The organism is Metabacillus arenae, from assembly GCF_014773385.1.
In the GTDB taxonomy this organism is placed as follows: domain Bacteria; phylum Bacillota; class Bacilli; order Bacillales; family Bacillaceae; genus Metabacillus_D; species Metabacillus_D arenae.
The window spans coordinates 1-23,564 of record NZ_JACXAI010000019.1; the positions used below are offsets into that span (position 1 = coordinate 1).

Below are 23,564 nucleotides of genomic sequence, written 5' to 3' on the forward strand. Positions count from 1 at the left end.
ATACTGTCGATCCACAATATGCTCATCTTATAAAAATTGAAATACTGAGAAAAACCGAGAAAACAAAAGAGAAACCTTACTTTAATGAGGGAGTTTTTCTCTTAATCTATCAGCCTGACTGTCTGGATAAAAAGATAGTTTATTGAGTTCAGACATAATTACATTTTGAACGTTTTGAGAACAACCATATGGATTTTCATTGGAAGCAAGCTTAACCACATGATTAAGACCAAAAGTACGTTTAACTTCTTCAATTGTTTTTCCTGGATAATAGGGTGTTATTGTCTGAAGTTGTATTTTAGGTTTCATATTTAACACTTCCTATAGAATTATAATAATGTTTATATCTCTTATCATTTTGCAGAAGAGAATTTAGCTTTATTTTCTTTTATTCTTATCTTATCAGTCTCTTTAATTGACTTGGTACGAATTAAATAGATAGTAAATCCAATTGACAACCATATTAATCCTGAAAAGAAACCGGACCCTCCAACTGGAATGAGTAAACAAATGCTAATAATTAAAGCAAGGGCTGGTAAAAAAGGATATAAAGGGACTAAAAACTGATTTCCTCTTTGTTCAACAGAAACTTTTCTCCTTGAAATAAAAAAGGCAATCATCGTAAAAATAAACGTAATGAGGTACAAAAAACCAGTTGCATTAACGGCAATATTGATTGAACTTACAAGTGTAAACATAATTTGTATGCTTACCCCTAACAATATTGACCAAACTGGAGTTTGAAATCGAGGGTGAATAAATCCAAACTTTTTCGGTAATAACCCATTACGACCCATTGCAAAGGCAGTTCTCGAAATCGATATGATAAAAGCATTAGCTGTTGCTGGTAAAGCAATAACAATCACTATGCTGACTAAGGTCGGTCCAAAATCCCCCAAAAATTGTTGGCTGGCTAGAGCGACTGGTACTTTTGATAATCCAAGCTCCTGCCAAGGAACGACTCCTGTTGAAACGAATAAAAGTCCGGAGTACAGCACAAGTACAATGATAATAGATGATAAAATTGCTTTTGGAATGGTTTTACTCGGATTTTTCATTTCCTCCCCAGCATCTACAATCACATCCCAGCCAACCATGGAAAGAAAACCAACCAATGCCGCCGCAAGTATTCCTTCAAAGCCATTAGGGGCAAAAGGTGTATATAACGAATAATTCACATGACCAAAACCGAGACCAAAAAATAAAATAAGCACGATAATTTCAACAACTACAATTCCTACTTGAACGGCACCACTGAACTTAATTCCAAGCATATTTAGAAATCCTAAAACCAGAAGAAGAATGACTGCACTCAGTAACGGAGGGGCACCCGTTAAAGAATGAAGGTAATTCCCAAATCCTTGGGAAACGAAACTACTTGCTGCAAGCCATGCCCCCCAGTATGACCATCCAATTAGAGTTCCAACAAAAGATCCCATTGTTTGACTAACATATTCATAGGCACCACCTGCCCTAGGGTATCTTGATGCTAATTCTGCATAACATAATCCAAGTAAAATTTCTAAGATTGCTGCAATGACAAAAGCAAGCATCACAGCTGGACCAGCTTTTCCAGTTGCTACACCACTGAGAATAAAAATACCAGCACCGACCATAGCTCCGGTGCCTAGTGAAGTAGCTTCTTTCCATCCTAAATCTCTTTTTAGGCTCATAAAACTCCCCTTTTCATCAGTTGACCTAAAACTCTGTAACTTCTCCTGATTTTTCTATAAAGCCCCATTTCTTCAAATCTGCAATCCAGTATTTTTTTGGTCGTACTATACCATTAATATCGTATCCAGCACGTCGTTCCCATTCCCCAATTTGACATTCTTCTGTTACTTCTAATTTCGCTAAACCTTTTACGTTTTTGTAACCGTACAGCCCGAAATCAAATAACCTTAATGGATATCCTTGTTCCATTGGTAAAGGTTCTCTATCAACCGTATGAACAATCAATGCACGTCTGGAAAGAGCATCACCTAAAGGAATAGTAGATTCATAGACGCCTTTTTCCTTAGTTCCTACACTAGTTTGCTTTAAATAGTACTTTTCAGGATTGGATACTCCAGCCATTTCTATAATGTTAGATAGCAAAATTCCCTTCCATGGACGGCGGATACTCCAATTACAGACACAAACCATTCTTCTACTTTCCTCCACTTGTGGCATTTCTAATAAATCTTGATAGGTAAAAGTTAATTCTTTTTCTATCAATCCAGTAACAGATAAACGCCAAGTATTTAAATCAATAGATTTAGGTGGTCCTTCTTGATAATATCGAAGTGAAGATGGCTTTCGGTCTAAATTCGGAGTATTAAGCATTGGATAATTCACATTTCTCTCCCCTTAAATAGTATTGATAACACAACGAAAACCAATTAAATTATCTCTAACTGAAACAGGATAGTTGTCTCTTGCTGTACATCTCATAAAATCTTCATTATGTAATCCGCATCCACCTCTTACAATGTGGTAATCTTCTTGTGATGAAAGATATATTGGATTTATTCCAGTTTTATCCCATTGGTAATTAAAAAATGCATTATCTAAGCACCACTCTGCTAAATTCCCTGCCATATCCAAACATCCGAAAAAAGATTTATTCTTAGGAAACGCAAAAACAGATGTTGAACTACGATTTAATTCTTCAGGATTGCAGTCAACGGCATAGTTAGCATACTCAAAAGTAGGTTCTTCATTTCCCCATGGATACTTTCGTTGATCTTTACCCTTACATGCGTATTCCCACTGCGCTTCAGTCGGTAAGGTCTTACCTGCAAACGTAGCAAAGGCCATTGCCTCCCACCAACTAACTCCTGTTACCGGATGATCATCTTGATTAAAGTGATCATCATACCAATAATTTGGGTATTGTATGTTGTTGCCATTGATATAATCCCACCCTTTTGGTATCCAAAACTCTGGATTTTCGTATCCCCCTTCTTCTACGAATACTCGAAATTGTTGATTTGTAACTGGTGTTTTATCAATTGCAAAATCGTTTAAAGTAACCAATTTAACCGGCTGTTCATCCGGCGATTCACTGCTTCCTCGTAGAAAGGCTCCACCTGGGATCACAATCATATTATCTAACTGATTTTTTACTTGATTACTCACCATAGATTCCCCCATTATCTTAGAAGTCCCATACTTCCAGTTAGTTTATTAACCTTTTTCTTGTCTCCATATAATGCTAATCCTAAATACTCAAGATCATTTGATGAGAATGTTGCTATTTTTTTGGTATATTCTTCATAATTTTTAGTTGTTTGTGCAGCATTACTAAAGTCGACAACAAACAAATCGGAAAATTCTTCAGAATATACTTTATCTCTTAAATCTTTAATCTTTATAGAATCACCCTTCAGAATAGGAATCGGGGTGGTAGTTATCCCTACATGAGGATTACCGCTTCCATCCATTACAGTCGGCCCAATAATTTTATCTATTTCTTTTCCTAAGGTAAGAGCTAACACTGCAGCAGTATTTGAAATTAATCCTGTTGGTAAATTAGCATCAATAACCATTACACATTTCATTTCCATGATTATTCCTCCACATAGTGATTTAAATGATACTATCATTGATTTCGACCAAAAACGGACCATAACATTAAAATGGTTCGAGTTGGCGAAATGAACTCTATATTATATTTGTTAACAGCATTTTCAGTTGTTAAACAAAGATCAACATCACCTTTCTTCAACTTAACTGCAGCTTCACTTGTTGAATTAACAAGCAATACATCATAGTTCATGTTGAATTCAGCTAAGAACCAAGGAAGAAGACTTGAAGGTGCATGGTGAGTTGCAATAATCAAAGGATGCCTCGTATCCAATTCTTCATATGGTCTTTTTGCAACTCCATAAAAAGGTGTTTCAAAGACATATGGGAACAAAAATTGGATTTCCTTTGACATGTAAAACTTATCTATTCCCTTGTAAGCATTCGCTACAAGAAGAACATTAGATTCTCCCAAAACCAAGCTTTCATAAGCTTCTTCATAAGAAGGGAAAAGCGTATATTTTCCATGGTTTGCCTTTAGTGATGATAGCAAATATTCAGCTGATGCTTCACTGCTGGTTCCAGAAGGACCTAGAGTAGCAATTTCAAGTTGATCTAAAAAAAATAAAGAAGAAAACAGCTTATCATTCCAATTTGATAAACGATGATTTTGCCCTCTTACCTGATATTTTACGGCCATTTTACACCACCTGTATCAATTTGATTATTTATGTTGTATTTTCCAAAATGTGTAACTTCTTTTCCCTTTTATAATTTAGCATGGTAAAATGGTTGGTATAAGGACCAATTATTATAAATTTTTATAGGACCAATTTGAAAACGAAAACATGGAGGGAGAATATGCTGTGGATACCTATTGATCGATCAATGGATATACCTTTAATTAGGCAAGTTTACGAACAAATTCGTACTCGTATTTTACATGGGGAACTTTCAGCTGGGGATTGTCTTCCACCTACTCGTGAATTAGCCTCCAATCTAGGTACTTCACGGAATGTTGTAGTGGAAGCTTATGACCAATTATTATCAGAAGGATATATAGAAGGACGGCAAGGATCAGGAACTTATGTTGCAGAAGGAGCATACTTGGATCAACAGAAGAAAACAGATTTTTTATCTTTTTTTGATATGCATCAATTAATAGAAGATACAAACGAAATCATTGATTTTCGTTCGGGTCTTCCAGCTTTAGACATGTTTCCTAGAAATACATGGGGGCAAATCTCTAAACAAGTATGTTCAGATACTTCCCATTCCATATTCGGTTATGGCTATCCTGAAGGGAGAATGGAACTACGCCACATTCTTTCTCGTTACCTTAAAAGAACAAGGGGGGTTCATTGCCATCCAGACCAGCTAGTTATTACCTCTGGGGCAACACAAGCATTATCTCTTATAGCTAATCTATTCCTGTCCCAAGGGGAAGAAGTAATGATTGAAGATCCTATAACTCATGAAATTCAAACAATATTTACTTCTCCAGGATCAACACTCTATCCTATACCTGTAGATGAACAAGGAATGAAAACAGATTTAATTCCACCAAACAAAAAGCCTAAGTTTATTTTTGTTACTCCGTCACATCAGTTCCCACTTGGAGAGACGTTGCCTATTCAACGTCGGATTCAGCTTATTCAATTTGCTAGAAAAGCTGATTGCTTTATTGTTGAAGATGATTACGACAGCGAATTTCGTTATCAAGGATCTCCTATTAACTCACTTCAGGGGCTTGATCCAGATAGAGTGGTTTATATAGGAACTTTTAGCAAGATATTGTCACCAGCACTCAGATTAGGTTACTTAATTCTTCCTCCTTCCTTAACTAAACAATGTAAAGATTTAAAATGGTTCACAGATCTTCACACTCCATCATTGGAACAACTTACTATTGCACGCTTCATAGATGAAGGACATTTGGAGCGCCATATTAGAAAAATGAAAAAAATATATAAGACACGACGGGATCATTTGAAAAAATGTTTAACAGAAGAGTTTGGTGATAAGGTTAAAATATTAGGGGATTCAACAGGCCTACATTTAATTGCCGAATTTAAAAACATAGAGTTTACAGATCAAAAAGTAAAAAACATATTAGAACGACATAAAATTAAAATCTATCTAGTCGAACTGCATACTATTAAAAAAGGAATGCATCAAAATAAAATAATATTAGGTTATGGGAATTTAACAATAGATAAAATAAAAGAAGGTATACAAAGACTAAAACAGGCTCTAATTTAAAATTTTATTACTGTTTAAATTTGAATCTCACTCAGTGAACAGCCTTGCTTAAGCAAATTCATCAAGGAAACACAATATCTATTGTGTTTCCTTGATGAATTTGAGGACTGTTAGGGAAAAGAACCGCTTAGAGGTTTTTCAAGTAGCTGTTAATCAATTCTCCCTTACTTGTGACACTATCCATCCAGGGAACCAAAAAAGACCTAACGTCCGATTTTTGAGTTAATTCCTTGAAAATATCTATTCTTTTTTGAGGGTCTTTTTCTGTTTCAGGAAAACCTTCAGGACGCGGCGGCAAAAAACCTTCAGGAGCAACAAAGGTTATATTAAATTGTGATGCCTTTATAAAAAAGTCATAAGCGACCTCAATGATATGTAAGTGCTTCCCCTTATACAGGGTAGTTGTCTCTTCTTCATTAAGCATTCTGAGTAAATAATGAATTTTAACTCGATCGTTTATCGGGTCTTTCACTTTCTTGTGCCTCACTTCCATTTCGAAATGACCATACACATTGTTGTCATTATCGTTCGTCAAACAAGCCATATCTGTAGCAATCATATTGGAATCATCCTCATCGGACTCAGAGGCGATTCTAGCGGCTTGTGTTTTTCCGAATCCAAATATGAGACACCCTTTATTATTGACTTTACATACATCCCCATAAAAGATATTATTCGGTCTCTCTGAAGCTACGAAATCCACATTAAATTTCATTCTCTCTTTTATCTCCCTTCCAAAAACATTTTTAGTTTAAAAAGACGAGGTCTCCACGCTTCAGCTCGGAAGCTTTGATCGGCTTCCCTAGTCGGACCATTGAATCAGTCACAACCGTTTGATAGTTTCCAAGAGTTAATCCGCCATGCGTAAACGCCCAGTGGACAAAAGAAGAACAATCAAATGATCTCCGGTTGATATCGGCTTGACTACGGCCTCCACCCCATTTATACGGACTCTTCCCAACAAGCTGCATTCCGGCTGCAGTCGCTTTTTAGCAGCCTCCGGATCCTCCAGTGTTAGTTCGACTTCAATCGCCCCACCTGAAGCATAGAGATTCATATATTCCATGACTTCATCCACATACCCTTCTCGGGCGGATTGGCTTATGCTTGTCGCCGATAGACGAACGCCTTGCGCTTTTCTAGTGGTTAATAGTCTCTAAGCTCACGATTAATAAAACATTCAACTGCAAAGGCAGAGACGCCTAAAGCGGCGGAATAAATAGACAGCTGAGAGAATTTGATTTTTAAGTCTTTTTGATGGAATTTAAGTGTATGTTCTTCAACAGTATGATAGATCGGTGTCTCCAGCCATTCCTTTGCCATAGCAAGGCGATTGCCAATAATAATTTGCTCCGGGTTGAAAGTATTGATAATATTGTTAATCCCAATTCCTAAGTAAAAACCGATTTGTTCAAATAATTGGATGACCTCGCTGTTATTTTCCCTTGCTTGTTCTATCAATGAAGGAAGAGTTGTATTTTCGTCAGGGGCATTTTTTAACAAAGCGTATTCTGAGGCGTATGCTTCCCAGCAACCTTTTCCTCCGCACTTACATGGCTTTCCATTCATTTGAATGATCATATGGCCCATCTCACCTGAATAACCATTGATTCCGTGGTAGAGTTCATTCTTTACTATCAGCCCTGCACCTATCCCTATTCCAGCACTAACATAAATGATATCTTGAAAATCTTGGCCTGCTCCAAATTGCTTTTCACCATATGCTCCGGCGTTTGCTTCATTAACAATAATTGTGGGAATACTGAACTTTTCTTCAATTTTGTTCTTTATCGTACAGTTTTCCCAGCCTAAATTTGGTGCAAGCAATACTTTCCCATGATTGTCCACAATCCCAGGTACACCAATGCCAATTCCAATAACTTCATAACGGCTGTTTGGCGCCTCCTGTATAAAAGTGCGGATGATATTATCGACAACTTGTAAGACATTTTCAATAGAAGTATCGGTTATTGTTTCGTTTTTTTCTGCAAGGATGTTACCTCTTAGATCGGTTAAAACCCCAAGGACATAGTTTACCCCTATATCAATACCAATTGAAAAACCAGTTGCTTTGTTAAAATGCAACAGTACCGGTCTTCGTCCTCCGCTTGATTCCCCAGGACCAGATTCATAAATAAGTTTTTCATCTATTAATTCATTAACTAGGGAAGAGACCGTTGCTTTATTTAATCCTGTCCGGTGAGCGATATCAGCACGGGATAATGGCTCATGCTTCAATATCGTCTCAAATACGATTGCTTTGTTATTTTTTTTGACTACCTGTTGATTCCATGTTATTGGCTGCACGGGTTCAAAATTCTCCTTATCTATATTTGAAGTAGTCGGTCATTCACCTATTGCTATTTTATTGGTTCAGAAAGGTAAAGGTAATTAAAGTATTAACGTGTTAAAGTGAGATATCTTTGTCCAGCTCCGAGCGCCATCGGCTCGAGGTCACAAGTCAATCCGTCAAGAAGGTTAAAAAACAACCTTCATGCCGGCTCGCCTTGTGCTTGTCGCCGATAGTCGGGCGCTCTGCGCTTTTCTTACTTCACAAAAGCAAAATCTTTTAGAAAAACGTCATTATCAATGATATCACCAGAATATTCTTTTCTTCTGTATTAATAGTATATACTTAGTTTAATCAATATACAAACAAAGAATCTAATGATATAATAAATGAAAATTTTCACCAAGCATAGGATCTTTTATGAAATGTAAACGGTTTCGCATTAGGTGAGAAAAATGAAAGAGGTGGAATGAGTGAACTATGTACTTGGAATTGATTTAGGGACAAGCGCTGTTAAAATTTTATTGTTAAATCAAAATGGGGAAATCTGTGATGAAATTTCAAAACCATATCCTTTGATTCAAGAAAAGTCTGGATATAGTGAACAGGATCCACTACAATGGGTGGACCGAACAACTGAGGCACTTTCAGAAATAGTTGCTCAATTTGATGGAGAAGTTCAGGACATAGAGGGAATCAGTTTTTCCGGACAAATGCACGGCCTGGTTCTATTAGATCAGAATCACCAGTTAGTAAGAAATGCTATTCTTTGGAATGATACGAGAACAACAGACCAATGCCGGCAAATCTACCAAGCTATTGGAAAAGAACGTCTATTAGACATAACGAAAAATCCTGCACTAGAAGGATTTACTCTTCCAAAACTTTTGTGGGTGAAGGAAAATGAACCAGATTTATATGAAAAAGCGGCTGTTTTTATGCTTCCAAAGGATTATTTGCGTTATAGAATGACAGGTAAAATTCATAGTGAATACTCGGATGCAGCGGGAACACTTTTATTAGATATTAATCAAAAGGAGTGGAGCAAAGAAATTTGTCATCATTTCGAGCTAAAAGAAGATTTTTGTCCAGAACTTGTTGAATCACATGCATTTGTTGGCACACTTAACGAGGAATTTGCAAAGAAAACTGGACTCTCAAGCTCAACGAAGGTATTTGCTGGGGGAGCTGATAATGCTTGCGGGGCAATCGGAGCAGGAATCCTAACAGAAGGAAAAACATTATGCAGTATCGGAACATCTGGTGTGATTCTCTCGTATGAACAAGGCGGGGACAGAAATTTTCAAGGGAAAGTTCATTATTTTAATCATGGAAAAGAAAATGCCTATTATTCAATGGGGGTAACACTTGCAGCAGGGTACAGCTTAAGTTGGTTTAAGGATGTATTCGCAGAAAATGAGTCGTTTGAAGAATTGTTAGAAGAAGTGAAGGATGTCCCTATTGGTGCAAATGGTTTACTGTTTACGCCATATATAGTGGGCGAACGAACACCTCATGCAGATTCAGCAGTACGCGGAAGCTTTATTGGAATAGACGCAGCCCATACAAAAAAGGATTTTTCCCGTGCCGTTATTGAAGGAATTACATTTTCATTAAATGAATCGATTGAGATTTTTCGTGAAAATGGAATGGAGGTTGATACAATTATTTCAATTGGCGGCGGAGCTAAAAATAAGGAATGGCTCCAAATTCAAGCCGATGTTTTTAATGCTGAAATTGTAAAGCTGACGAATGAACAAGGACCTGGAATGGGAGCGGCCATGTTAGCTGCTTATGGATGCGAATGGTTTCCAACTCTTCAGGAATGTGCAGATCAATTTATAAGAAAAGGAAAAACATTCTTCCCTAATAAAGACGATGCGGAAAAATATCAAAAAATTTATAGGTTATATAAAAGTGTCTATCAGCAAACAAAGGAATTAAATGAAGGCTTAAAAGAATTTCGTCAATAACGTTGATCATAAGAATAGGAGGGATTTTTCCATTCTATTCTTACATTTTCTTAGTTTGTTTGATAGACAAACTAAGTGACGGTTGTTATAATAATTTTAAAGCTATAAATTTCCGATTTATTCACCATCTATTTGAAAGCGATAACAGTTTGATAATTTGTAATCTTAAACAATCGTAGGAGGTTATGAAAATGGCATACTTTCCAGATATTAGTAACGTAAAATACGAAGGTGCAGCATCAAAAAACCCATTCGCATTTAAATACTACAATCCTGAGGAACTGGTAAACGGTAAAACAATGGAAGAGCTGCTTCGTTTTTCTGTGGCTTATTGGCATACGTTCACAGCAGAAGGCACAGACCCATTCGGAGTTGGGACAGCTCAGCGTCCTTGGGACCAATTAAAGGGAATGGATCTGGCAAAAGCACGGGTAGAGGCAGCATTTGAATTATTTGAAAAATTAAATGTCCCATTCTTTTGTTTTCATGATGTAGATATTGCACCAGAGGGCTCCACATTAAAAGAAACATACAAAAATTTAGATGAAATTGTTGACATAATTAAAGGTTATATGAAAACGAGTAAAACAAAATTACTATGGAATACAGCAAATATGTTCACCCATCCACGATATGTTCATGGGGCAGCTACTTCAAATCATGCTGATGTTTATGCATATTCAGCAGCAAAAGTAAAAAAAGGATTAGAAATTGGAAAAGAATTAGGAGCAGAAAATTATGTGTTTTGGGGTGGCCGTGAAGGCTATGAAACATTGCTAAACACGGATATGAAGCTAGAACAGGATAATCTGGCTCGCTTTTTCCATATGGCGATTGAGTATGCAAAAGAAATAGGATTTGATGCTCCATTCCTAATTGAACCAAAACCAAAAGAGCCGACTAAGCACCAATATGATTTTGATGTCGCAACAAGCCTCGCATTTTTGCAAAAATATAATTTAACGGATTACTTCAAATTTAATGTCGAAGCAAATCATGCTACTCTAGCCGGCCACACATTTGAACATGAGCTTAGGGTTGCACGTATTAATGGTATGCTGGGTTCAGTTGATGCCAATCAAGGAGATACATTACTGGGGTGGGATACAGATGAGTTTCCAACTGATTTATATTCAACAACCTTAGCTATGTATGAAATTTTGAAGAACGGCGGATTGGGAAGAGGCGGACTTAACTTTGATGCAAAAGTAAGAAGAGGATCATTCGAGGCAGACGACCTATTCCATGCCCATATTGCAGGAATGGATAGTTTTGCAATCGGTCTAAAGGTTGCGAATAAACTTATTGAAGATAAAGTGTTAGATCATTTTATAGAAGAACGCTATAGAAGCTTCTCAGAAGGAATTGGCTTAGATATTGTCGAAGGAAAAACCGATTTGAAACAGTTAGAAGCTTATGCTCTGCAACTAAACAATATTGAAAATAAATCTGGCAGACAGGAGCGCTTAAAAGCGTTAATTAATCAATATTTGCTTGAAACACTTTCTAGTGTAACAGTTTAATTTTTTTGCATCCATACTAAACCATTTATGTGCTGGAATTCAAAATTTCATCGCATAAATGGTTTTGTTTTTTAGGTGACTTACAAATGTCTAAGATTTAAAAGGTGTCCTTCCAAGTCGGTGTTTAGGATATATAAATTAATAGATCGGTTTAATCTCGTTGCTGCATTAAAGAAGTCCAATCACTGATTTGATCATCAAGAAACTTTCAGTTTTGATCCAAGAAAAAGGGGAAATAGATAAAATGAGGTGATGATCATGAAAAAGGAACAGTCTAATGGAACAAATGAAAATGAATCAATTGAACAAAAGAAGAAAAAGCAAGACAATCAAGACATAGAACCTCAGCGTGACCCTTCAAAAGAAAGTGAAAGTACGGAAGAAAACCAAAATAAATAAAATTTAGAGGAGCTGACCGATGTCAGCTCTTTTTTTAAAAGATAAGAAAGTATAAGTTTTTGTACCAAGTTTTCGTGTCTAGCTCCAGCGCCTAGCCCCTCGAGGTCATAAGCCACAAATGAATTGAAGGTAAAGAACACCTTCATTTCATTTGCGTCTTATGCTTGTCGGGGCTGAACAAGGCGCTTGCGCTTTTCTTAATGTGTACATAAGTATAAAATTTTGCCCTGCGACAGACCTTGATAATGTGGTGGTTTTCGTGTATGGAGACAAATATTTTCAAACGGATTTTTTGGGGATCAGCATAAACATAAACACTGGGAGAATACCTGAGGATTGGCTACCAAACTCTCTGAGCTAGCACGCAAATGTAAAATCTGGCTCAATTCACCCTGCATGAGGAAGTGCTTCACTCAAAAAAGTTGTATCTGGTTCGTATAGAGGTTAATTGGATCATAAAGTTCTTGTTCATTACGAAAGTTTTGAACCATGCTGATTAGGGCATAAAGTTAGTAAAAAAGCAGAGGAGTAAACAAATGGAAATCTTTGAAGGGAGAGAGTGGCGCTGGTTTCAGCTGCATCTATTTGAAAAAGAAGCAGCGGGAGACATGATTCCCCCAGCTTACAGCGAAACTTACCAAAAGTGGCTTCAACAATTAAAACCAGATAATCGCAATTCAATTAGAATGGAAGTAATTAACTCAAATCATGCAGCAGTATATGGCTCCTTAGTTTATCATCAAGGGTTAGATAAAGAAGAAAACTATCAAGTTTTTCACTTCTATCTCACCAAAGAATTTTTTTTAACGGTAGATCTTCAGCCTTCTTTAATAGAAAAAATAAATCTAACCAAAACAAAACACCAGATGCTTACAGTAGATAATGGATTGCATGCCTTCTTTGTGGTAGTAGGCATGCTAATGAGTGAACATCTGGAGGGGATCGATCAATTTGAAGAAAAGCTTCGAGAACAAATTTGGAAGGTTTATCATGATAACGACAGCAAAATATTAGAAGAAGTTAATCGCAAAAGGCACGAATTACTTGTGTACAAGAGCTTAATTCTAACACTTATAGAAATAGAAATGGCCGTAAGAGAGGCATTTTTAATGAAGGATGGGATAACAGGTGAGCACTACCGAACCTATCAAAGAATAGAAAGAGGCTTTAAGCTGGTAAAGGAATATGAAGAAGAAGTTGACAATCTCATTCATTCCGAGGAAGTGATAAGTACATATCGTGGAAATGAAATTATGAAGGCGTTAACAATTTTCACAGCTATTTTCACACCTATGACAGCGTTAGGAGCATTGTGGGGAATGAATTTTAAGCATATGCCAGAACTCGATTGGAAGCTTGGATACTTATTTTCTTTATCATTAATTTTCATCTCTACGTTCATTATTTATTTCAATTTAAGGAAAAGAGGATGGACCGGAGACATCTTAAAAAAGAAGAAAAAGAATACCTTTTTTAAAGAATAGACAAACTGGTGCAGTGCGATATTCCTTTCAAGAAACCAACCAAGCATGACTAAACGATCATTTATATAAAAGAAAGTTTAATAGGGGGAGTATGGTGGAAATTCAAAACCACAACACTAAAAGGAGGAATTTAAAAATGGCACAAAACAACAACAATAACAAAATGAGCCGCGAAGAAGCTGGAAGAAAAGGTGGAGAACAAACAAGCAAGAATCATGATAAGGAATTCTATCAAGAAATCGGAGAAAAAGGTGGAGAACAAACAAGCAAAAACCATGATAAGGAATTCTACCAAGAAATTGGTGAAAAAGGCGGAGAACAAACAAGCAAAAACCACGATAAAGACTTCTACCGGGAGATCGGCTCAAAAGGCGGCAGACAAAGCGGCAACAACAATAACAATTCATAAAGAAAGAAAGGAAGAACTAGCTCGTTTAGTTCTTCCTTTTTTAATTCTATCTATGAAGGTTTCCTAAAAATCCTATTAGATTTTGTCGTTTTTTGTCGAATAATCGATAAATCGAAATTTTCGAAGATAATAGTGAAAAAATCGAAGATATATTTCAGATATCGAAGATATATTGGCAAAAATCGAAGATAAGTGCGAACAAACTCTGGCTGATCAAGATTAAATAGCATTAGTAATCGGATGAACATAGAGAAATCGTTTGAAATGTCCCCAAAATTAAGTGAAACTTCCTAAAAAACTATTCAGAGAGTATAAAATAAAAGAAAATCGGCAATTTCCCTTTGTCCCTTCAAAATACGGAGCATTTTTTTAACTAGCAATCGGAGCACTTTCGATTACCAATTTGAATTGTTAAGAAATTTTGGTTTGTTAAAGGAGAATGATATGCATGTGAAATTGCGCTGATTTCATCCATTTCACCCTCTGACAAGATACACCATGATCTCAAGGAAAGCATTTAACTTTTATATCGTTACGAAGCTGAGAATTGGAGGGACAAACCCCGAAGATACCACTTTATTCCAAATTTAGAGAAAATAAAAACAGACCCAAAACCCGAGTCTGCTTTATTGTCATTTGAATTATAATTTACGTACGTTAACAGCCTGAGGTCCGCGTTGACCTTCTTCTGTTTCAAATTCTACATCCTGGCCTTCATCCAAAGACTTGAATCCTTCTCCTTCAATAGCTGAAAAGTGAACAAATACATCGTCTCCACCCTCAACCTCAATAAATCCAAAGCCTTTTTCTGCGTTAAACCATTTTACCTTACCTTGCGCCATTTACTATTTCCTCCTAATGTTCAAAAACATTTAATACTTTTTCGTGTACTAGTATATCCAGAAAAACTCTTTTTAGACATTTTTTTTAAATAAAGTAATAATGGATGATTATTGTTTAATATTGGTGTTTTATCAGTAACTGATTTTTAAAAATCAATGAAAAAAAATTTTTCCAAAAAAGCGAAAAGTGAAAAGGCTTACATTTCTTCGAGCATGATAAACTTAATATTACTAGTTCATTTTATCGTCTGATTCAAGTAAGAAAAAGGACAAGACAATGATTCCTAGTTTTTTTAATCGATAAAAGTATTTAATATAACTATGAAGGTGATGAGATGGAATTTATTGCAGTCCTGTTTCCAATCTTTTTTATTTTTGGAATTGGATTTGTAGGTCAAAAGGTCATGGGTTTTGATATAAAGCCGCTTTCGATGATGGCGATTTATTTGATGACGCCTTTTTTGGCGTTTCAGACATTTTATGAGTCGAGCTTTAATCTGGATTATGCAATGATGCTATTTTACACGGTTGCGCTTGCGTTTAGTTTGATTGGAGTTATTTATTTTATTGGATTTATTCGCGGGTATTCAAAAAAGAAAACGTGTGGAATGATTTTAGCTTCTGCGTTTATGAATAATGGCAATTATGGGACTCCGCTTATCTTTTTTGCCTTTGGAGAAGCCGGTATGGGGTATGCAGTGATTCTGATGGTCATCCAGCAGCTCCTAATGTGTACAGTTGGCGTGTATTATGCTGCCAAAGGCTCTTCAGAAAATGCTGGATTTCAAACAGCATTAAAAGAAGTTATGCGCGTGCCGATTGTTTATGGTGCTTTGCTGGGGGTCGTATTTAACTTGCTGAATATTCGAATCGGCGGGTCCATTATGGAAGCCGTCACAATGGTCGGTAATGCGGCAATTCCGATGATTATGATTATTCTCGGCATGCAGTTAGCGAAAATATCTGTCAAAAATTTAGCGATTGCTCCATTATCTTTGTCTCTAGGTTTAAGACTCTTTTTATCGCCGGCCATTGCGTTTGTCTTTACCCTCTTTTTACCAATTGATGATTTGCTTAAACAGATTATGATCGTCCTCGCAGCAATGCCGACCGCCGCAAACACAACGATCTATGCTGTACAATATGAAACAGAGCCTGGGTTTGTTTCAAGTGCAACGTTATTTAGTACAGTCTTAAGTGTGGTCACTTTACCGCTTATTTTATTTGGAGTCGGGTTTTTATAAATTAGCTTCATAGCTGAGTTATATAATGTCTTATCTAAATTTTTGGGGCCCTATCCTGCCGGGATCGGGCTTTTTGCATTGTTCGATTTAACGCAGTCTAAATTAAAAGCCTTTTTTCTTCTTGTTTTGAAAAAACGATTGGACATTATGTCTAATTTTCTGAAAATATCGAACACAAAAAGTCTAATGATTAATGAAAGAAAGAAGTTTATAATAAAAACTAATTATTTTAAAAATTTAAAAAATAATGGAGGAGCATCAAATGTCGAACATACTTAGGGGATATTTTCAGCTAATTAATTGGTCGATCTGCATCAGAAAACTCAAAACGTTGTTTAGCCGAGAAGAGATCGACACTCCGATGTTAGAGGGAAAAGTTGTTGATCGGCACACAAGTTAGTGCAAGATAATGATAGTAAAGACCCGCTGGAACTAGTAAAAGCTTACGCTATACTTTAGAATGGGTGAAATCAACAATATTACTTAAAACTTTAGTGCTTATCCTAATCTGAATAAGACTCTATTCTATTATGTTGTTTCTAGATTGGAATTCATCAATTGCTTCAAGTCCTACATATAATCTTTTACCTTTGGGAGGTACAAAAATTCTCGTGACGCTAGGTTAAGTATTATACGTAACACCGCAACGAACACAATCACTTATATAAGGGATAGGTGCATTTGAAGTGTTAGAAATACTAAAATAAAGGCAATCGATATCTCACCGATTGCTTCCAGTCTCACATCCAACCTCTCACCTCGGGAAAACGAAAAATTCTCGCGGCGCTAGGTTTAAGTATTATAGTAACTCAGCAACGAACACAAACACAATCACTTATATAATGGAGGCATAAGAGATGAATGACAAACGATTTAAGGTCGCACATAAAGAAGCAAAAATCGGAATCGCCCTCGTAATTTTTAATTTTATTTGGTGGTTTGGTTTTGCTTATGGGATGGGCTCAGGTGACCCCGCTTCTTACAATTATATATTTGGACTGCCGGAGTGGTTTTTTTACAGCTGTGTCGCCGGCTTTATGATCATGGTGATACTCGTTATTTTATGTGTGAAATTATTGTTTAAAGAGGTTCCCTTTGAAGACCAAGAGGAAGGCAGGGATCAATCATGAATTGGCATGTAATTGTACCTTTGCTTTTATTTTTAGTTGTTATCTTCTTTATAGGCTTCTGGGCAAACCGTTTTATTAAATCAACAGATTCTTTCCTGCAGGAGTATTTTCTTGGCGGAAGGCAATTAGGCGGCTTTGTGCTCGCGATGACAATGATTGCGACTTATGGAAGTGCGAGCAGCTTTATTGGCGGACCAGGTGTTGCCTATAATACCGGGCTTGGCTGGGTGCTTCTTTCCATGGCACAGCTTGCAGCAGGCTACTTTGTGTTAATGGTGTTAGGGAAGAAATTTGCCATCGTCGCTCGTCAATACAAAGCCATTACTATGATCGATTTTTTGAAAGAAAGGTATCAGAGTAAAGCTGTTGTGTTAATTTCGGCCGTAAGTATTATTGTATTTCTTTTTTCCGCTATGGCGGCTCAATGGGTAGGCGGGGCAAGGCTGATTGAATCGCTGACAGGCCTTTCCTACACAACGGCATTGTTTATTTTTGCCGTATCTGTCCTTGTTTACGTGATTATTGGCGGATTTAGGGCTGTTGCTCTTACAGATGCCGTCCAAGGGGTCGTCATGTTAGCCGGTACGATCATCCTATTAGTTGCTACCATCATTGCAGGCGGCGGGATTTCAAATATTATGTCCGAGCTTGTGGCAGAAAACCCAAACCTTGTGTCTCCTTTTGGAGCTGAAAGGGATCTAACTCCCCTTTATGTCTCATCATTTTGGATTTTGGTTGGAGTGGGAGTAGTTGGCCTTCCACAAATTTCAGTACGAGCCATGTCTTATAAAAACTCGAAAGGGATGCATCAGGCGATTATAATCGGTACCGTCGTCATTGGAACGATTATGCTTGGGATGCATTTAATCGGTGTATTTGCAAGACCTATTCTTCCTGGAATAGAAGTGGGCGATAAAGTAATGCCAATGCTTACATTAGAAGTATTGCCTCCTATTCTGGCAGGCTTAGTTTTAGCAGCTCCAATGGCAGCGATTATGTCAACAGTCGATTCTCTATTAATTCTAGTAAGCTCTACGGTCGTAAAGGATGTTTACTTAAATTACATAAAGCCTGATGCCTCAGAAGCTCAGGTGAAAAAGATAAGCTTTTGGGTGACAACCATCATTGGTATTGCCGTTGTATTGGTTGCCTTAAGTCCGCCTGATTTGCTCATTTGGCTGAATTTATTTTCATTTGGGGGATTGGAAGCTGTCTTTATTTGGCCAGTGGTGTTTGGGCTTTATTGGGCTAAGGGGAACAAATATGGAGCAATTTCATCCATGGTGCTTGGGATGAGTTCTTATATCTTGTTCGATCGTCTCTCTCCGAACCCTTTAGGCATGCACACCGTTGTCCTGCCAATTTTATTATCTTTGGTTACTTACGTTATCGTCAGCTCCTTCACTCATAAATATATGATTTCAAAAAAAGTGTTAACGCACCAAGGGAAAGGGGTCATTTAAGTGAACAAATTACTTTCTAATTCTAAACGGTATCTTCGCGACAAAAACGAGGTAATTGAACTTACTCAGTCTCTTGTAAGGATTCCCAGTGTTTATCGTCCAAACGATCCAGAAGGCAACGAAGAAAAAGCGGCTCACTTTGTGGCAGATTACTTAAAAAAGCTCGGGGGCATTGAGGTTCATATTGAGGAGGTCGTAAAAGGGAGACCAAATGTCATTGGAATTGTTGATTCAGGAAAACCAGGAAAAACATTGCTTTTTGAAGGGCATACCGATGTTGTTACAGAGGGAAACCGTGATGTTTGGACATATGACCCTTTTAGCGGCCACATTGAAAATGGCCGTATGTATGGCAGAGGGACAAATGATACGAAAGGAAACCTTGCCTGCATGATAACTGCTGTGCATTCACTCTTGCAGGATAAAGAAGAATGGTCCGGTAAAATCATTTTGTGTATTCCTTGCGATGAAGAAGGCCTTATGATCGGAATTAAAGATTTCATCAAAAATGGGTGGGCAAACGGGGTAGATGGCGCGATCATTTGTGAGCCTGAGGAAAATCAAGTTTGTATTACACAGAAGGGAGCAATGCGCATTGTTGTCAAAACCTTTGGCAAAATGGCTCATGGAGCAATGCCATTAACCGGGATTAATCCAATTGTCAGAATGGCGAAAATCGTATGTGAGCTTGATAAATTAGAAACAAGAGAGAAAGAAAGACTTGGAAAGCATCCTATGCTCGGCTGGCCGAGCATTACGCCGACAATCCTTCAATCTCCGGTAAATGGAGATGCTCAAATAAACGTAGTCCCAGACGAATGCTTAACAACCCTGGATATTAGAACTGTTCCAGGGCAAGAGCACGAAACGATTATTTCTGATATTCAAGGGATTTTTGATCGGCTTTCGAAAGAGGACCCTGATTTTCATGGTCATTTTGAAGTCATTGAAAATCGGCCATGGACCGTGACAGATAAAGAAGAAGCAGTTGTAAAATGTATCGCAAAAGCGGTTGAAAAAGTTTTAGACAAGAAGCCAATTTTTAATGGCGTACCAGGAGCGACTGATGGAACGTTTCTTCATTTAGCAGGGGTACCAATTGTCACGATCGGAGCCGGGGACAGAGAGGTTCCCCATCAAATTGATGAGTATGTGGATATTGAAGAGCTGGCAGAAACAACACAAATCTATCGGGAAGCAGCCTTATTGTTTTTAAATGGCAAAGGAGATTAATCTAGCATGAAACCTATGAAAATCGCAATCTTACCTGGAGATGGAATCGGGCCTGAAGTCATGAATGAAGCATTGAAGATTTTGCGGGTCTTACAAGATCAGGATGTTTCTTTTCAAACAACTATAAATATCCTCCCTTGGAATTCAGAGTATTACCTAGAGAACGGCAGAATGATGCCGGAAAATGGACTGGCCATTCTATCTGATTATGATGCCATCTTATTCGGAGCCATTGGAGACGAAAGAGTGCCTGATCCTATTACAATTTGGGAACTCATTATGCCGATAAGAAAAAAATTCAAACAGTACGTCAATCTTCGCCCTGTTAAAAACCTTAATGGAATCCAAACTCCCCTTTTTAATCAAGACCAACATATTGACTTTGTCATTATTAGGGAAAATGCAGAAGGAGAGTATTCGAACAGCGGAGGAAGGCTTTATGAAGGAACTCAGGACGAGCTTGCTGTACAAAATACAATTATCACCAGAAAAGGGACAGAAAAAATAGCGAAATATGCATTTGAATATGCAAGAAAAACAGCCGGAAGAAAAGTCACAAGCGCAACAAAATCAAATGCGGTTATCCATTCAATGAAGCTTTGGGATGAGGTCGTAGCCGGCGTAGCAAAGGAATACCCGGACATTCAGCTTGAAAAAAATTATATTGATGCCCTGTCTGCTTATTTTGTTCAAAGACCTGACACCTTTGATGTTGTCGTCGCATCCAATTTATTTGGCGATATTTTATCTGATTTAGGATCTGCGCTAGTTGGGGGACTTGGCTTGTCCCCATCGGCAAATATAAATCCGGAAAAGGAATATCCTTCGATGTTTGAACCAGTTCACGGGTCTGCCCCAAATATAGCGGGAACAGGCAAAGCAAATCCGATCGCCCAAATTTGGTCGACAGCGTTAATGGTTGAGCATCTCGGAAGAGAGGACCTTGCAACGTTAATCGTAAATAGCATTGAGGATGTTTTGTCAGAAGGAGAAGTGTTAACGCCTGATCTTGGAGGAAATGGATCGACTTTTCAGCTGGGAGATGCGATATCAAATAAATTAAGTGAAAGAATGGAAAAGAATTCTGAGGAGGGCTTGCATGAGAGTAAAAGATAAATGCATGATTGTTACAGGTGCCGATGGTGGAATGGGAAAAGCGGTAACGAAACGAATGCTTGATGAAGGAGCAACAATCATCGGGCTTGACCTTTATCCTAATGGCACCCCTCTGGATCAGCCGAATTGCTTCTTTATTGCTGCTGATCTTACGAAGGCAGATGCTGTTGAAGAAGCTTTTGTATCGATTGATGAAAGGGTTTCCAAATTAGATGGGCTCGTGAATTTGATTGGATATGCTCAGCAAGCGACTCCAATCGAAGAGGTTACAGATAGGGAATGGAGAAACCTGATCGATGTAAACACGTCATCGATTTTTTATACATGTAAAGAAGCAGTTAAACGGATGAAAAAGGTTCGAAGCGGCTCAATCGTAAACGTTGCTTCGATCTCTGCTGAAAGGCCGAGACCCGGACTGCAGGCATATATCGCTTCAAAAGGGGCGGTCGTTTCGCTGACAAAGGGAATTGCCATTGAAGCAGCTGAGTATGGCATTCGGGCAAATGTGATTCATCCAGGTCCATGTGATACAAAAATGCTCAGCCAATTTGTAAGTGAAGGAACCAATATAGACGAGGCGAAGGATGAAATTTTCAAAAAAAGTGTGCCGATGGGAAGGCTCATTGCCCCTGAAGATATTGCAAACGCCTCTTTATTCCTTTGCTCTGACGAATCAGAGATGGTCACAGGAACGGTGCTTCATGTTGATGGGGGGAGAGGGCTATAAGGTTGCTGGAGGTGAGAGGTAAGAGGTGGGAGTAGAGGAAATCTGCGAAAGAGCAGATTTCGAGGTTGAAGTGAGGGATCGGGGATAGAAGGGAGAAAATCAGCAAAAGAGCTGATTTCCTAATAGAATAGAGCAATAGTTAACCTCATTTAGGCCCAATGCTGCAAGGGTTGGTCGGATTAATAGGAGATTTGGCTGAAATACTGCAAGGATTAAGGCAGATTAATATGATATTTGATTTTATCAATATCAAAAGGGGGACATGGAGTGGAACTGTGGAAAATGTATCGGAATGGCGAATGGGTTGAGTCCTTAGATAAGCAAACAATCCAGGTATTGAATCCTGCCGATTTATCAATGATTGCAAGCGTTCCCCGCGGAAAATCAGGCGACATTGATGAAGCAGTTATGGCTGCGAAAACCGCTTTTTTTTCAAAGGAATGGAAGCAATTCAAACCCCATGAAAGAGGTTATGTGCTTTTTGAGTTAGCACAGAAAATCCGTGAAAATAAAGAGGAATTGGCGAGGCTGGAAACATTGGATGTGGGGAAGCCCTTGAAACAATCATTATCAGATGTGGACGCGGCAGCACGATATTTTGAATTTTACGCAGGGATGGCCGATAAAATTATGGGGGAGACCATTCCAATTGAAAATGGAATTTTAGATTATACCGTAAGGGAGCCAATAGGGGTGACGGCTCATATTGTCCCTTGGAACTATCCGATCCAAATTTCAGCTAGAAGTGCAGCCGCCGCCATCGCTGCTGGTAATGCGGTTGTAATGAAGCCTGCTGAGGATACACCTTTAACCTCGTTAAAGCTTGCGGAATATTTTGATAGAACGAATCTTCCAAAAGGGATCTTTAATGTCATTACCGGATATGGCTGGGAAGCCGGGGCTGCGCTGTCATCACATCCGGATATTAATCATGTAACCTTTACAGGCTCTCAGCAAACGGGAAGAGCTGTCATGGAGGCTGCTGCTAAAAATATTGTTCCTGTCACCCTAGAGCTGGGCGGGAAATCTCCTAATCTATTATTTGCTGACTGTGAACTAGAAGAAGCAGTAGAATGGGTTGTTAAATCGATCATTCAAAACGCAGGACAAACATGTTCAGCAGGCTCAAGACTGCTCGTTGAAGCATCGATTAAGGATGAAGTAGTCGCCAAAATAAAAGAAAGATTTGAAGCACTGACAATCGGGCCGGGTATCAGGGATTATGATCTAGGGCCGATCATTTCTCAAAAGCAGTACGAAAGAATTCAATCCTTTATTGATTTAGCAGAGAAAGAAGCCACTATCATTACAGGCGGGAAAAGAATTTCGATTGAGGGAAATGAAAATGGCTGTTATATGAGCCCGACCTTAATCGAAGGCGTCGATCCTGACAGTGAATTAGCAAAGGAAGAAATATTCGGCCCCGTTTTGACGGTTTTTCCATTTGAAACGGAAGAGGAAGCCGTCTATTTAGCAAATAATACCCCTTATGGACTTGTCACCGGCATCTGGACGATGAACAGTAAGAAAGCCCACCGTGTAGCGGATCAAGTCCAATCCGGCCAGGTGTTCATCAATAACTACGGAGCAGCAGGCGGGATCCAAATGCCTTTTGGCGGCTATAAAAGAAGCGGATTTGGAAGAGAAAAGGGGCTTGAGGCGTTAAAGAATTATACACAGCTTAAAAATGTTGCTTTGAAGTATTATTGAATGATACCCCTTTCCGATGTTTGATCGGAAGGGGGTTTTTCAATTGAATGATAATCAAAAAATGGGTCAGTTTTTTGGTAATAAGGGGGATGGGTAAGGCATTGAACATCCTTGTTCAATGCCTTTTATAATTTAGATATTTTATATTCAAGGGTTTCTCTTGAATGAATTAACTTAGTATTAAATATATTACCAATGTTGACAATTCTCAGAATACTTAGTATTATAAGTATATTATCTTATAGGCTTTTA

At 38.0% G+C, this 23,564-nt stretch carries 23 protein-coding genes and 1 pseudogene; 13 read left to right on the forward strand and 11 right to left on the reverse strand.

Annotation, left to right across the window (positions count from 1 at the left end; genetic code table 11):
* Positions 1-81: 81 nt before the first annotated feature.
* Genes IC621_RS14715 through IC621_RS14740 form a run of 6 tightly spaced genes read right to left on the reverse strand, consistent with a single transcriptional unit; the run spans position 82 to position 4,207 of the window.
* Complete coding sequence (locus IC621_RS14715; RefSeq protein ID WP_191159086.1) at positions 82-309, reverse strand: hypothetical protein; 228 nt, start codon at positions 307-309, stop codon at positions 82-84.
* 44 nt (positions 310-353) lie between these two features.
* A complete protein-coding gene (locus IC621_RS14720; RefSeq protein ID WP_191159087.1) occupies positions 354-1,673 on the reverse strand; it encodes an APC family permease in 1,320 nt (439 codons plus the stop codon).
* A gap of 25 nt (positions 1,674-1,698) precedes the next feature.
* A complete protein-coding gene (locus IC621_RS14725; RefSeq protein ID WP_318153051.1) occupies positions 1,699-2,337 on the reverse strand; it encodes a molybdopterin-dependent oxidoreductase in 639 nt (212 codons plus the stop codon).
* Between the two features lie 12 nt (positions 2,338-2,349).
* Entirely contained in the window at positions 2,350-3,120 is a 771-nt protein-coding gene (locus IC621_RS14730) for a formylglycine-generating enzyme family protein (protein WP_318153052.1), read from the reverse strand.
* Positions 3,121-3,134: 14 nt separating this feature from the next.
* Positions 3,135-3,548: a DUF2000 domain-containing protein gene (locus tag IC621_RS14735; RefSeq protein WP_191159089.1), complete on the reverse strand. Its 414-nt coding sequence runs from the start codon at positions 3,546-3,548 to the stop codon at positions 3,135-3,137.
* A gap of 35 nt (positions 3,549-3,583) precedes the next feature.
* Positions 3,584-4,207 (reverse strand): bacilysin biosynthesis protein BacA, encoded by a 624-nt coding sequence (locus IC621_RS14740; protein ID WP_191159090.1) that lies wholly within the window; start codon positions 4,205-4,207, stop codon positions 3,584-3,586.
* Between the two features lie 161 nt (positions 4,208-4,368).
* Between IC621_RS14740 and pdxR the strand changes: the two genes are divergently transcribed.
* On the forward strand, positions 4,369-5,769 hold the full coding sequence (gene pdxR, locus IC621_RS14745; protein ID WP_191159168.1) for a MocR-like pyridoxine biosynthesis transcription factor PdxR: 1,401 nt from the start codon (positions 4,369-4,371) through the stop codon (positions 5,767-5,769).
* Between the two features lie 127 nt (positions 5,770-5,896).
* Here the strand turns inward: pdxR and IC621_RS14750 are convergent, their stop codons facing one another.
* The 4 genes from IC621_RS14750 to IC621_RS14760 all read right to left on the reverse strand — a co-directional run bounded on the left by IC621_RS14750 (position 5,897) and on the right by IC621_RS14760 (position 8,076).
* Positions 5,897-6,484 carry a hypothetical protein gene (locus IC621_RS14750; RefSeq protein ID WP_191159091.1) on the reverse strand — a complete coding sequence of 196 codons (588 nt, stop codon included), beginning with the start codon at positions 6,482-6,484 and terminating at the stop codon, positions 5,897-5,899.
* A gap of 31 nt (positions 6,485-6,515) precedes the next feature.
* Positions 6,516-6,683, reverse strand: coding sequence for an NlpC/P60 family protein (locus IC621_RS14755; RefSeq protein ID WP_318153056.1), 168 nt, complete (start codon positions 6,681-6,683; stop codon positions 6,516-6,518).
* Positions 6,620-6,847, reverse strand: a complete 228-nt coding sequence (locus IC621_RS27035; protein ID WP_318153059.1) for a hypothetical protein — start codon at positions 6,845-6,847, stop codon at positions 6,620-6,622. Before IC621_RS27035 ends, IC621_RS14755 begins: the two co-directional genes overlap by 64 nt.
* Positions 6,848-6,915: 68 nt before the next feature.
* On the reverse strand, positions 6,916-8,076 hold the full coding sequence (locus IC621_RS14760) for an ROK family transcriptional regulator (RefSeq protein ID WP_191159093.1): 1,161 nt from the start codon (positions 8,074-8,076) through the stop codon (positions 6,916-6,918).
* A 456-nt stretch (positions 8,077-8,532) separates the two neighbouring features.
* On the opposite strand from IC621_RS14760, the gene xylB reads away from it, so the two are divergent.
* The 5 genes and pseudogenes from xylB to IC621_RS14785 form a co-directional block, all read left to right on the forward strand.
* Complete coding sequence (xylB, locus tag IC621_RS14765) at positions 8,533-10,032, forward strand: xylulokinase (protein ID WP_191159094.1); 1,500 nt, start codon at positions 8,533-8,535, stop codon at positions 10,030-10,032.
* Positions 10,033-10,223: 191 nt separating this feature from the next.
* Complete coding sequence (xylA, locus tag IC621_RS14770) at positions 10,224-11,555, forward strand: xylose isomerase (RefSeq protein ID WP_191159095.1); 1,332 nt, start codon at positions 10,224-10,226, stop codon at positions 11,553-11,555.
* A gap of 258 nt (positions 11,556-11,813) precedes the next feature.
* A complete protein-coding gene (locus tag IC621_RS14775; protein WP_191159096.1) occupies positions 11,814-11,954 on the forward strand; it encodes a 3-methyladenine DNA glycosylase in 141 nt (46 codons plus the stop codon).
* 536 nt (positions 11,955-12,490) lie between these two features.
* Entirely contained in the window at positions 12,491-13,438 is a 948-nt protein-coding gene (locus tag IC621_RS14780) for a magnesium transporter CorA family protein (RefSeq protein ID WP_191159097.1), read from the forward strand.
* A gap of 136 nt (positions 13,439-13,574) precedes the next feature.
* Positions 13,575-13,838: pseudogene (locus IC621_RS14785) on the forward strand (KGG domain-containing protein); the annotation flags it as partial.
* A 650-nt stretch (positions 13,839-14,488) separates the two neighbouring features.
* Here IC621_RS14785 and IC621_RS14790 read toward each other — a convergent pair.
* Positions 14,489-14,689: a cold-shock protein gene (locus tag IC621_RS14790; RefSeq protein WP_191159099.1), complete on the reverse strand. Its 201-nt coding sequence runs from the start codon at positions 14,687-14,689 to the stop codon at positions 14,489-14,491.
* Between the two features lie 335 nt (positions 14,690-15,024).
* Here IC621_RS14790 and IC621_RS14795 point away from each other — a divergent pair, with 335 nt between their 5' ends.
* The 7 genes from IC621_RS14795 (at position 15,025) to IC621_RS14825 (ending at position 23,312) form a co-directional block, all read left to right on the forward strand.
* Entirely contained in the window at positions 15,025-15,933 is a 909-nt protein-coding gene (locus IC621_RS14795) for an AEC family transporter (RefSeq protein WP_191159100.1), read from the forward strand.
* 857 nt (positions 15,934-16,790) lie between these two features.
* On the forward strand, positions 16,791-17,063 hold the full coding sequence (locus tag IC621_RS14800; RefSeq protein WP_191159101.1) for a YhdT family protein: 273 nt from the start codon (positions 16,791-16,793) through the stop codon (positions 17,061-17,063).
* Positions 17,060-18,526, forward strand: a complete 1,467-nt coding sequence (gene panF, locus IC621_RS14805; RefSeq protein ID WP_191159102.1) for a sodium/pantothenate symporter — start codon at positions 17,060-17,062, stop codon at positions 18,524-18,526. The genes IC621_RS14800 and panF overlap by 4 nt, the downstream gene beginning before the upstream one ends.
* On the forward strand, positions 18,527-19,759 hold the full coding sequence (locus IC621_RS14810; protein WP_191159103.1) for a M20 family metallopeptidase: 1,233 nt from the start codon (positions 18,527-18,529) through the stop codon (positions 19,757-19,759).
* A gap of 6 nt (positions 19,760-19,765) precedes the next feature.
* Complete coding sequence (locus IC621_RS14815; RefSeq protein WP_191159104.1) at positions 19,766-20,875, forward strand: tartrate dehydrogenase; 1,110 nt, start codon at positions 19,766-19,768, stop codon at positions 20,873-20,875.
* Positions 20,859-21,602: an SDR family NAD(P)-dependent oxidoreductase gene (locus IC621_RS14820; protein ID WP_191159105.1), complete on the forward strand. Its 744-nt coding sequence runs from the start codon at positions 20,859-20,861 to the stop codon at positions 21,600-21,602. Before IC621_RS14815 ends, IC621_RS14820 begins: the two co-directional genes overlap by 17 nt.
* A gap of 267 nt (positions 21,603-21,869) precedes the next feature.
* The gene (locus IC621_RS14825) at positions 21,870-23,312 is read left to right on the forward strand and encodes an aldehyde dehydrogenase family protein (RefSeq protein ID WP_318153053.1); all 1,443 of its coding nucleotides are present in this window, start codon (positions 21,870-21,872) and stop codon (positions 23,310-23,312) included.
* The last annotated feature ends 252 nt before the right edge of the window (positions 23,313-23,564 follow it).